This is a genomic window from Pseudomonas sp. SWRI154 (genome assembly GCF_014268645.1).
GTDB classification, from domain to species: domain Bacteria; phylum Pseudomonadota; class Gammaproteobacteria; order Pseudomonadales; family Pseudomonadaceae; genus Aquipseudomonas; species Aquipseudomonas marvdashtae.
On sequence record NZ_JABWQW010000007.1, the window covers coordinates 208376 to 219644 of the forward strand.

Consider the following 11269-nt stretch of genomic DNA (forward strand, 5'->3'; position numbering starts at 1 on the left):
CAGGGCGGCCTGCTTAAGTTGCGATTGGCTCTCAACAACAAATAATGGCAAGTGGACGCCACGGAGAATTCTTCTAGAATGCAACGCACATGGATGTTTCAAGGGGAGTTTCGATGGTTAACGCGCACCTGATGCAACTCGTGATCAACGCTTCCAATGACGGTATTGTCATTGCCGAAAAAGAAGGCGATGAAGACAACATCCTGATTTACGTCAACCCGGCATTCGAGCGGCTGACAGGCTACAGCCGCGACGAAATCCTCTATCAGGACTGCCGCTTCCTGCAGTCGGGCGACCGCGACCAGCCTTCCTTGGAACGGATCCGCAGGGTTCTGAAGCAAGGAGGCTCATGTCGGCAGATACTGCGAAACTACCGTAAGGACGGCACGCCATTCTGGAATGAGTTGTCGCTGTCCACCGTCAAGAACGAGGCGGATGGCCACACGTATTTCGTTGGCGTACAGAAGGACGTAACGGCTCAAGTAAAGGGGCAACAGCGCGTCGCGCAGCTGGAAGCAGAGTTGGCCGAAGCCCGGGCGACCATCGCACGACTCAATGCGACGAGTGGTGCAAACAAAACGGCGAATTAACGGTCAGTCACTACAATCACCCGTGAAAGTATAATTTTCGAGCACCTTATGCAGCGCGACGCCCTCCTGACCCAGGATGAACTGGACTTCATCCGGACCATGCAGCACAACCCGCAGCTCAACGAGCGGGATGTCACGTCGAGCTTGCTAGTAAACGGCGGGTCTCAGATCCGTGATCTACTGACGCGCCTGGCGGCGAATGAACAAGTCACTTTGCAGGCGAATTTCGAAAACCAGCAGATGACCTTTCCGTTGCATCTGGTTGAAGATGAATTCCACGCCATGCACCTTCGCCTGGGTGTGCCGAGCATCTACGAGGACGGACCGAAAATCCGCCCATGGCGCCTCACGCTCGACGAGCCGGTGGCCTTGGAAAATGCCAAGGGCCAGCCGGGGCCTTTATGGGTGCATGAAGTGTCTTGCAAGGGCGTACTGCTGGAAATTCGCAACCGTACCAAACCACCCAGGCAATTCGTCTCGTGGTTCAGCCCGTCAGGCTACGAGAGGATTTCACTGCGCGGTACGTTCGAGCGAGAAACAGGCCAAGGAATGTATGCCTACCATCTGAACCAGCATGACCAGGACGAAACCGAGCGCCTGCGTCAGTACATACTCCAGCAACACCGCCTGACCCATCCGGCGATGCATCTCTAGCGACGGTTCAAGTGTCCAGGTTGCCGGCCAGAAATTGACGCAAACGCTGGCGCATCACCGTACCTTCATTTCCCAGGCAAGCGATTGCTGACCCCGCCAGGCTTTCCTGCGCCAGGTCGGACGCATCGCCGGCCAGCATGACGGGGCAATCCAGGCTCATCGCCAATCGGTTAAGGCGTTTGGGCAGCTCGGCAACGGGCGCATGGTTGGAAACCAGTATCAGCGCCAAAGGCTGCATTTTCTGACAAACCAGGGTCAGCTCGTCAAAAGGTTGGCCGACCGTCATGACCCTGACGCCGACCTCAGCCTTGGACACATACAGCGCCGTTACCAGCAGCTCCAACTCACGACACTGGCCCGCAATGGCGCTGACCAGCACACGTCTCGATGAGAAATCTCGCTTGAGCAGCAATCGCTGCGTTACGCGCGAACGCAGGAAGCCATCGAAAAACAACCATTCGCTGGTCTGCCCGAACTCATGCTGACGTTGCAGCAGTTCTCGCCAAAGGGGCATCAGGATATCTTGGAACACGATGGGAACGGCGTAGCCGGAAAACACCTGTCCGTAGACGCGATCGAGTTCCACGTCGTCAAAGTTACTGACTGCGTGCAACACCTGTTGCTGCCACTGGCTGTAATCGGCACGTACCAGATCGGAGGAAATAAGATTGGAAACCGGCTGCACCGATTCCGCCTTGGCTAGAATCTTTCCCACCTTGCTCACAGCTACCCCACGCTCGATCCAGGCGAGAATGCTGCGCACCTTTTCGATATCGCTCATGGCATACAGACGATGGCCGCTTTCAGTGCGAGTGGGTTGGATCAGACCATAGCGCCGCTCCCACGCACGCAAGGTCACTGGATTAACACCAGTCAACCGCGCCACCTCACGGATAGGAACCAGATCTTCGCGCGTGAAGGCGCCGGACACCTGGAACGCTATGTTTTCCTCGGTGTTTATGCTCATTCGCATGTTTTCCCGACTGGAAAATAGGATCCCATTCTAGCTCCTCCCAAGCATGTCATGACAAGGGCATCACGCGATCAACGCGCGCAATTGTTGTTTTTTACTCGACAAGGAATAATCCTTGCCTACGTATTGCAACCAGACGCTTCCCATTACCCATGGGCGTCTCCCCGCGGACCTCTTATCCGGAGCGCCGCGCTTGTAACATGGAGATACAAATGTCCACCTCTCCCGTCACGCTAATGGTCGCCCGCCGCGTTGCCAACGGGCGCTATCAGGATTTGATTGCATGGTTGCGTGAAGGCGAACAACTGGCCACCGATTTCACCGGTTACTTGGGCTCCGGCGTGCTCGCTCCACCGCCCGACGACGACGAATTCCAGATTATTTTCCGTTTCGCCGACGAGCAGACCTTGCATGCCTGGGAGTACTCTGCCTCGCGCACGGCCTGGCTGGAACGGGGGAGCGAGCTGTTTGCCCAGCCGTCCGAACATAGGGTGCGAGGCATAGATGGCTGGTTCGGCGCGATCGGCCAACGTCCGCCACGCTGGAAACAAGCGGTGGCTATCTGGCTCGCGTTCTTTCCTGTTTCGTTATTGTTCAATTTCATCTTGGGACCATTGCTCAACGAACTGGGCTTGCTGAGCCGCGTCTTCATCAGCACCCTTATACTGACGCCGCTGATGGTCTATCTGTTTATTCCGATGTCGACTCATATTTTGGCGAGCTGGCTCACTGGCGCACCGCAACGGCCCTTGCCAACGAAGCCTTCCACGCAGAATCATTGAAGCGACACTAAACCGGTGGGAGCCGCCTGCTTCCACAGTCTCGTCGTGGCGCCTTGCCTGATGACACCAGCCGCTCGTCATAAAGGAACGTATTCGTGAAACAGGGCACAACCGCTCCGATCCTGATCACCGGCGCAGCCCAGCGCGTCGGCCTGCATTGTGTCCGGCGGCTGCTGGAAGACGGGCACCCGGTGATCGCGACATATCGCACCGAACGTCCGGGCATACAGGCACTGCGAGATTTGGGCGCCACGGTTCTGTTTGCCGATTTCGCCAGTGAAGCGGGGATCCTCGCCTTTATCGATCAGCTCAAGCAGCACACCAACCAACTGCGCGCCATTGTGCACAACGCCTCGGCCTGGCTGGCCGAAGCCCCGGGCAGCGAAGCGGATGCCCTCCACGCCATGTTCAGCGTGCACATGCTCGCGCCTTACTTGATCAATCTGCATTGCGCCCAGTTGTTGGAACGTTCGGTCCCAGCGGACATCGTGCACATCAGTGACGACGTGACGCGCAAGGGTAGCAGCAAGCACATCGCCTATTGCGCCACCAAGGCCGGCCTCGAAAGCCTGACCCTGTCCTTTGCAGCCAAGTACGCGCCTGCAATCAAGGTCAACGGTATCGCCCCGGCCCTGCTACTGTTCAATCCCGACGATGATGCGGCCTACCGTGCCAAGGCGTTGGCCAAGTCCGCGCTGGGCTTCGAACCCGGCAGCGAAGTGGTTTACCAGAGCCTGCGTTATCTGCTGGATAACCCTTACGTTACCGGCACGACTCTCACCGTGAACGGCGGGCGGCACATCAAATAGTCCTGCTTCGAGGAAGCACCATGGCGTTATCGCCCCAGCATTACCGCGATATCCTGATCGGCCTGGGCGAAGACCCGGAGCGCGAAGGCCTGCAGGACACGCCGGTGCGTGCAGCCAAGGCCATGCAGTATCTTTGCCACGGCTACGAACAGAGCGTCGAGCAGGTGGTCAATGGCGCTTTGTTTGCCTCCGACAACGATGAAATGGTGATCGTTGCCAATATCGAGCTCTACTCATTGTGCGAACATCACCTGCTGCCCTTCATCGGCAAAGCCCATGTGGCTTATATTCCTACCGGCAAGGTCCTGGGACTGTCGAAGATCGCCCGGCTGGTGGACATGTTCGCCCGCCGCCTGCAGATCCAGGAAAACCTCACCCGGCAAATCGCTGACGCGGTGCAACACGTCACCCAGGCCGCCGGTGTGGCGGTGGTGATCGAAGCCCAGCACATGTGCATGATGATGCGCGGTGTCGAAAAACAGAATTCGACCATGAACACCTCAGTGATGCTCGGCGCCTTTCGCGAGTCCAGCAACAGCCGCCAGGAGTTCCTGCAATTGATTCGACGGAGCCAATAAATGCCACAACTTCAGCCCGCCATGGCGCGCATCAAGGTCAAGGACCTGCGCCTGCGTACGTTCATCGGCATCAATGAGGATGAGATCCTCAACAAGCAGGATGTGTTGATCAACCTGACCATTCTCTACGCCGCCCAGGATGCGGTGCGCGACAACGATATCGAGCATGCGCTGAACTACCGCACCATCACCAAGGCGATCATCGCCCACGTGGAAGGCAACCGTTTCGCCCTGCTCGAACGCCTTACCCAGGAGCTGCTTGACCTGGTCATGGCCAACGAGTCGGTGCTGTACGCCGAAGTCGAAGTGGACAAGCCACATGCCTTGCGATTTGCCGAGTCGGTGTCGATTACCCTTGCGGCAAGTCGGACTACTTCGTAGCCGCTACAAGCCTCAAGCTGTAAGCTTCAAGCCTGACCACCGCAAACCCACTTGCAGCTTGAAGCTTGCCACTTGAAGCTGTCTCGCAGAGACCTCCATGAACGACCAACAACGCCTCGAACTCGAAGCCGCCGCTTTCCGTCGGCTGGTTGCCCATCTGGACAGCCGCAAGGATGTGCAGAACATCGACCTGATGAACCTCGCCGGCTTCTGCCGCAACTGCTTGTCCAAGTGGTACAAGGCCGCTGCCGACGAGCGCCAGATCGAGGTCAGCCTCGACGAAGCGCGTGAAGTCGTCTACGGCATGCCGTACGCCGAGTGGAAAGCCCAATACCAGAAAGAAGCCAGCGCCGAACAGCAAGCGGCGTTTGCCAAAGGAACTCCCAATGCCTGACCTGAACACCTTCCGCGCCAGCCTCAAAAGTGGCGAACATGTTTTTGCCGATACCCTGGCCTTTGTCGCCGATGGCTACGACTACCAGCCCCAGGCTTTCAACAACGGTGGCGTCGAGAACGCCGCCGGGCAGAACGAGGGTTCCTGCAAGACCTTGGGCCTGGCGCTGCTGGAAAGCTTGAGCGATGAAGAGGCGCTCCTGGCGTTTGGCGAACATTACCGATCGGTACTGAGCACGCCTGAAGGCAGCGACCACGCAAACATCCGCGCGTTGATGGTTCATGGTCTCGCCGGCGTGAGGTTCGAGGCGCAGCCACTACGGGCGTCGCTGATCCGCTTTCCGTGGCGAGGGAGCTTGCTCCCGCTGGGCTACGAAGTAGCCCCAAGCAGTCAGATTCAATTTGCCTGACACACCGGGTTGTGAGGTTTCGGGGCCGCTTCGCGCCCCAGCGGGAGCAAGCTCCCTCGCCACAGAGAACTTCGCAAGACTCTGCCACATCCCGACTTTTAAGATTGACCCGGCAACTTTATTTCGTTTGCCGGTTCTCTCTGCTCACGGCTTAGATAAAGGACATCTTTCCTTCCTCCGAGCCGTCCTCCATGAGCAGCGAAACCATCAGCCAATCGATTTCCTTCGTCCACCCCGTCAGCCTCAGCCACGGCAGGAACGCCGAAGTCTGGGACGCTGACGGCAAGCGCTACATCGATTTCGTGGGTGGCATCGGCGTGTTGAACCTCGGCCATTGCCACCCACGCATCGTCGAGGCCATTCGCGAGCAAGCCACCCGCCTGACCCACTACGCCTTCAACGCCGCGCCTCATGTGCCTTACGTGCAGTTGATGGAACGCTTGGCCGCATTCATCCCGGTGGATTACCCGATCAGCGGCATGCTCACCAACAGCGGGGCGGAAGCTGCGGAAAATGCCTTGAAAATCGTCCGCGGCGCCACGGGTCGCACCGCGGTGATCGCTTTTGACGGCGGTTTCCACGGTCGAACCCTCGCCACGCTGAACCTCAATGGCAAAGTCGCCCCATACAAACAAAAAGTCGGCGTACTGCCCGGGCCGGTTTATCACCTGCCCTACCCCAGCCAGGACAACGGCGTAACGTGCGCCGAGGCGTTGAAAGCCATGGACAGGCTGTTCAGCGTCGAGATCGACGTGAACGATGTGGCCTGCTTCATCGTTGAACCGGTGCAGGGCGAAGCCGGGTTCCTGGCGATGGACGTGAGCTTCGCCCAGGCGCTGCGACAATTTTGCGACGACAAGGGCATCGTATTGATCGTCGATGAGATCCAGTCCGGCTTCGGCCGCACCGGCCAGCGCTTTGCATTCCCTCGACTGGGCATCGAGCCCGACCTGATCCTGCTCGGTAAAAGCATTGCCGGTGGCGTCCCGCTGGGGGCGGTGGTGGGACGTAAATCACTGCTGGACACCTTGCCCAAGGGCGGGCTCGGCGGCACTTATTCGGGCAACCCCATCGCCTGCGCCGCAGCCTTGGCGACCCTGGACGAAATGACCGATGCGAACCTGCGGGCTTGGGGCGCCCAGCAGGAAGAAGCGATTGTCAGCCGTTACCAGTCATGGCGCGACCGTAGCTTGTCACCGTACCTGGGCCGGTTGACCGGCGTCGGCGCGATGCGCGGCATCGAGCTGGCCAATGCCGACGGTACGCCGGCCACGGCGCAACTGACCCAACTGCTGGCCCTGGCACGCGAGTCGGGCTTGCTGCTGATGCCCAGCGGTAAATCGCGGCACATCATTCGTCTTCTGGCGCCATTGACGACTGAGCCGACGGTGTTGGAAGAGGGGTTGGATATTCTGGAGGACTGCCTGGCGAAGCTGTCCTGAAATCCAGGATGCGCTGAGGGACTGACATAACGAATTATGTTCGCTTGTGGTAGCCGATTACGGCTGGCAATACTGGCCAACTGTCCTTTTTGCCGGAAGAGATCGCTGCCACCCCACACGCCCGAGGCACCCATGTATCACGACAATATAATTTATAAGAAAAAGTCCAATGATCCTCGATTCCTGCTGGGTGTAGCCGTGGTGCTGTTCCTGGGTTCATACGTGATGAACCTTGGCAACAGCGCCCTCAGCCACTTTTTGCAACCGCTGCTGGGGAACGCACCGGACAGCCTCGGCGCCCGCAACATCGCCATCGGCCTGGGGATCGCCCTGCTGGGCACGCTGAATTTCCATGTCCTCGGTCGGCTGAAGTTCAAGGTGCAGACCACCGTGGTCTGGGTCGAGTTGCTGGTACTGTTCCTGGCGTTCTTCGACACCTTCAACCTCTCCTACAGTTTCATCCTCGACAAGGTCGGTTTCCTGATCATTCAGGGCGCGGCCACCACACTCTACATCTCGGCCATCGCCATTGTGATTGCCTTTGTCCTGGCCCTGGTCGGCGCAGTCGCCAAGCTGTCCAACAACGGTCTGGCCAATGCCTTGGCCTCGTTCTATACCTCGTTCTTTCGTGGCGTGCCGCTGCTGATCCAGATCTACCTGATCTACCTGGGCCTGCCGCAACTGGGTTATGTGGTCGATGCGGTACCCGCCGGCATCCTGGCCCTGGCCCTGTGCTACGGCGCCTACATGACAGAGATTTTCCGCGCCGGCATCCAGAGCATCCCGGTGGGCCAATGGGAGGCCTCGCGGGCACTGGGCATCAGCCCGTTCAAGACGCTGAGCCGGGTGATCATGCCTCAAGCCCTGCGCGTCATCATCCCGCCTACCGGCAACCAGTTCATCGCGATGCTCAAGGACAGCTCCCTGGTGTCGGTGATTGGCGTCTGGGAACTGATGTACCTGGCCAAGACCCAGGGTCGCGCGGACTTCCGCCACCTGGAAATGCTGATCACCGCCGCGATGATCTACTGGGCCCTGTCGTTCGTACTTGAACGGGTGCAGGCGCGGATTGAAAAACGGGTCAATCGATCCACTGCAAGGGGTTGATGCGTGATGACTCGAACCGATACCGCCCGGCATCTCGACCCGGCAACCACTGCCCAGGCCGACGCGCCGATGATTGCCATCAAAGGGCTGAACAAGTGGTATGGCAATTTCCATGCATTGCGTGACGTCGACCTGAATGTCGCACCTGGCGAAATCCTGGTGGTCTGCGGCCCGTCGGGCTCGGGCAAGTCGACGATGATCCGCTGCATCAATCACCTGGAAAACTTCCAGAAAGGCCAGATCCAGGTCAACGGCATCGTCCTCACCAGCGAGGCCGAAAGCGTCAGCGCCGTGCGCCGCGAAATCGGCATGGTGTTCCAGAGCTTCAATCTTTTCCCGCACCTGAGCGTCATAGACAACCTGACCCTGGCCCCGCAACTGGTCCAGGGCGTGTCCAGCGCCGAAGCGAAAAAACGCGCCCGGGTCTACCTGGAGCGGGTGCGCATCGCCGAGCACGCCGACAAGTACCCCTCGCAACTGTCCGGCGGCCAGCAGCAGCGCGTGGCGATTGCCCGGGCGTTGTGCATGAACCCGAAAGTCATGCTCTTCGACGAGCCCACCTCGGCCCTCGACCCGGAAATGGTCCACGAAGTGCTGGACGTCATGGGCGAGCTGGCCGGCGATGGCATGACCATGATCTGCGTGACCCACGAAATGGGCTTCGCCAGCAAGGTTGCCGACCGGGTGCTGTTCATGGACCAGGGCCAAGTGATCGAACAGGCCACGCCCGCCGAATTCTTCAACAACCCGCAGACCGAACGCGCGCAAAAATTCCTGTCGCAGATCATCGGTCACTGAGAACCGCTTTACCCCGCATAACAATAACGAAAAGTGGAGATGCACATGCTCAGTCAAAAACGCACGATCACCCTGGCAGCCGCCCTGTCCCTGCTGTTCGTCGGCGCCGCCAACGCCGGGGCAGTCCTGGACAAGATCCAGAGCAGCAAGCAAATGACCGTCGCCACTTCGGCGACATGGCCGCCCCAAGGTTTCATCAACGACAAGAACGAAATCGACGGCTTCGACATCGACGTCTCCAAGGAAATCGCCAAGCGCCTGGGCGTCGCGGTCAAGTTCGTCACGCCGGATTGGGACGTCATCACCGCCGGCAAGTGGAACGGGCGCTGGGACATGTCGGTGGGTTCGATGACCGCCACCACCAGCCGTGCGCGCATCCTCGACTTCCCCGCCACGTACTACTACGTGCCCTATGTGTTCGCGGTCCACAACGACTCGACCTTGACCAACCGCCAGGCACTCAACGGCAAGACCATCGGGGTCGAGGGTGGCACAACGTCCGAAGACTACCTGAACCAGCAACTGGCGATCGAAGCGACCGACATGCCGCCGGTCAACTATGACGTGAAGGCCGGAAAGATGAAGACCTACGCCGGCTCCCTTGGCCCGCTGGATGACCTGCGCCTGGGCAACGGCGTGCGCCTGGACGCGATCCTTACCCAGCGCAGCACCCTGGAAGCGGCCATCAAGAAGAACTACCCATTGCGGGCGGTCGACGCGACGGCGGTGTTCTACGAACCGCTGGCCATCGCGACCGACAAGGGCGACCCGGAGCTGAAAGCCAAGCTTGCCGAAATCGTTGGGCAGATGCACAAGGACGGCACGCTGACCCAGTTGTCGACCAAGTGGTACGGCGTCGATTATTCAGTCGTCAAATAACACTTCGTGCGAGAGCGGGTGTGCTCGCTCCCACTCAATGACTTCAAGGATCGATCATGTCCTTTCCCGCCACCTGGTACTCCCAAACCTCGCTGCCCCGTACAGCCAGGCCCGGACTCGGCAGCGCCGAAGACTGCGACGTCTGCATCATCGGCGCCGGTATAGCCGGCCTCACGGCGGCGCTGGAACTGACGCAGCGCGGCAAACGCGTGATCCTGCTGGAAAGCCATCAAGTCGGCTGGGGCGCGTCGGGGCGCAACGGCGGCGTGGTGTCGCCGGGCTGGGCCGAAGGCTCGACGGCCATTCGTAAAAAAGTCGGGCTGGAGCAGGCCAAGGCACTGTTTCAAATGTCGGTGGAAGGCGTTGAGATCGTGCGCCATAACATGACCAGCCTGGCATTGACCGGCTGCGATCCGTCCGCCGGCACGATCCGGGTCAAGCGTTACGATGACAGCGCCGGTGTAAAAGCCCATATCGAAAACATGCGCCGGGATTTCGGTTACGAACTCAATTTTCTCGACGTCGCCCAAGTGCGCGAACGGGCCCACACCCAACGCTACTTCCAAGGCATCGAAGACCCCAACGCCCTGCACTTCCATCCCCTCAACTATTGCCTCGGGCTGGCTTCGGCCATCGAAGCGGTGGGTGGACGGATCTACGAAAACAGCAAAATGCTCGCCTGGCACCGCGAGGGGGTCGACAAGGTCATCCGCACCGCCCACGGCTCTGTGCGGTGTCGGGACCTGGTGTTCTGCGCAGGCGGCTACGGTGGCCCGGAACTGCAAAAACTCAGCCGCGCCTACTTGCCTATCGCGACCTATGTGGTACTGACCGAGCCGCTGGGCGGATTGATCAAACAAGTGCTCAATTCCAGCGCCGCCTTTTCCGACGACCGTCGCGCCTCGGACTACTATCGCGTCGTCGAGGGTGATCGCCTGCTCTGGGGCGGACGCATCACCACCCGCAACGAACAGAACGAAACGGCCCTGGCGACCATGCTCAAGGCCGACATGGTCTCGGTTTATCCGCAATTGGCGTCGGCGAAGATCGAGTTGGCCTGGTCCGGACTGATGGGCTATTCCACCAACAAGATGCCCAACCTGGGCATGCTGGAACCAGGCGTGTGGGCCTGCACATCATTTGGTGGACACGGCCTGAACACCGGCTCCATCGGTGCCCGGATCATCGCCGAAGCCGTGTGCGGGGAGAGCGAACGCTACAAGGCCTTCAGCCCTTACTGGCTCGATTGGAACGGCGGGCCGTTCGGGCGCGTCGCGGCGAATGCCATCTATCAATCGTTGAAGGTGATGGATTTTATTCAAGAGCGGTTGCGCGGGTGACGGGCCTCGCGCGGTTATCCACCGCCCATGAAAAAACCCGCCGAACAGACTGTGTGAAAACCTAGCAATCTGTTGGTCGGTTGAAGAAAATGCCCGTATCGCAAGATACGGGCATTTTTCTTATGCGCTATAT

At 59.4% G+C, this 11269-nt stretch carries 13 protein-coding genes and 1 pseudogene; 13 read left to right on the plus strand and 1 reads right to left on the minus strand.

The features are described 5' to 3' along the window. Positions 1-113 precede the first annotated feature (113 nt). The gene (locus tag HU806_RS09070; RefSeq protein WP_186611054.1) at positions 114-590 is read left to right on the plus strand and encodes a PAS domain-containing protein; all 477 of its coding nucleotides are present in this window, start codon (positions 114-116) and stop codon (positions 588-590) included. A gap of 48 nt (positions 591-638) precedes the next feature. Next, positions 639-1244 carry a hypothetical protein gene (locus HU806_RS09075; RefSeq protein ID WP_186611055.1) on the plus strand — a complete coding sequence of 202 codons (606 nt, stop codon included), beginning with the start codon at positions 639-641 and terminating at the stop codon, positions 1242-1244. A gap of 7 nt (positions 1245-1251) precedes the next feature. Here HU806_RS09075 and HU806_RS09080 read toward each other — a convergent pair whose 3' ends face one another. Then, positions 1252-2211 carry a MerR family transcriptional regulator gene (locus tag HU806_RS09080; protein ID WP_186611056.1) on the minus strand — a complete coding sequence of 320 codons (960 nt, stop codon included), beginning with the start codon at positions 2209-2211 and terminating at the stop codon, positions 1252-1254. Positions 2212-2429: 218 nt separating this feature from the next. Between HU806_RS09080 and HU806_RS09085 the strand changes: the two genes are divergently transcribed. The 11 genes and pseudogenes from HU806_RS09085 to HU806_RS09135 all read left to right on the plus strand — a co-directional run bounded on the left by HU806_RS09085 (position 2430) and on the right by HU806_RS09135 (position 11136). Next, the gene (locus HU806_RS09085; protein WP_186611057.1) at positions 2430-2999 is read left to right on the plus strand and encodes a putative antibiotic biosynthesis monooxygenase; all 570 of its coding nucleotides are present in this window, start codon (positions 2430-2432) and stop codon (positions 2997-2999) included. Positions 3000-3094: 95 nt separating this feature from the next. Further along, complete coding sequence (gene folM / locus HU806_RS09090) at positions 3095-3808, plus strand: dihydromonapterin reductase (RefSeq protein ID WP_186611058.1); 714 nt, start codon at positions 3095-3097, stop codon at positions 3806-3808. 20 nt (positions 3809-3828) lie between these two features. Further along, positions 3829-4386, plus strand: a complete 558-nt coding sequence (gene folE / locus HU806_RS09095) for a GTP cyclohydrolase I FolE (protein ID WP_186611059.1) — start codon at positions 3829-3831, stop codon at positions 4384-4386. Then, positions 4387-4767 carry a dihydroneopterin triphosphate 2'-epimerase gene (gene folX / locus HU806_RS09100; RefSeq protein WP_186611060.1) on the plus strand — a complete coding sequence of 127 codons (381 nt, stop codon included), beginning with the start codon at positions 4387-4389 and terminating at the stop codon, positions 4765-4767. Positions 4768-4864: 97 nt separating this feature from the next. After that, complete coding sequence (locus HU806_RS09105) at positions 4865-5161, plus strand: DUF1244 domain-containing protein (RefSeq protein WP_186611061.1); 297 nt, start codon at positions 4865-4867, stop codon at positions 5159-5161. Continuing rightward, positions 5154-5480 (plus strand): annotated as a pseudogene (locus HU806_RS09110) (HopJ type III effector protein); the annotation flags it as partial. The gene HU806_RS09105 and the pseudogene HU806_RS09110, both read left to right, overlap by 8 nt. 281 nt (positions 5481-5761) lie before the next feature. Continuing rightward, positions 5762-7012, plus strand: a complete 1251-nt coding sequence (locus HU806_RS09115; RefSeq protein WP_186611063.1) for a 2-aminoadipate transaminase — start codon at positions 5762-5764, stop codon at positions 7010-7012. Positions 7013-7144: 132 nt separating this feature from the next. Continuing rightward, positions 7145-8119, plus strand: a complete 975-nt coding sequence (locus tag HU806_RS09120) for an amino acid ABC transporter permease (RefSeq protein WP_186611064.1) — start codon at positions 7145-7147, stop codon at positions 8117-8119. A gap of 69 nt (positions 8120-8188) precedes the next feature. Beyond that, a complete protein-coding gene (locus HU806_RS09125; RefSeq protein WP_186611080.1) occupies positions 8189-8917 on the plus strand; it encodes an amino acid ABC transporter ATP-binding protein in 729 nt (242 codons plus the stop codon). A gap of 45 nt (positions 8918-8962) precedes the next feature. Beyond that, entirely contained in the window at positions 8963-9796 is an 834-nt protein-coding gene (locus HU806_RS09130; protein WP_238350142.1) for a transporter substrate-binding domain-containing protein, read from the plus strand. 56 nt (positions 9797-9852) lie between these two features. Next, on the plus strand, positions 9853-11136 hold the full coding sequence (locus HU806_RS09135) for an NAD(P)/FAD-dependent oxidoreductase (protein ID WP_186611066.1): 1284 nt from the start codon (positions 9853-9855) through the stop codon (positions 11134-11136). Positions 11137-11269: the final 133 nt, after the last annotated feature.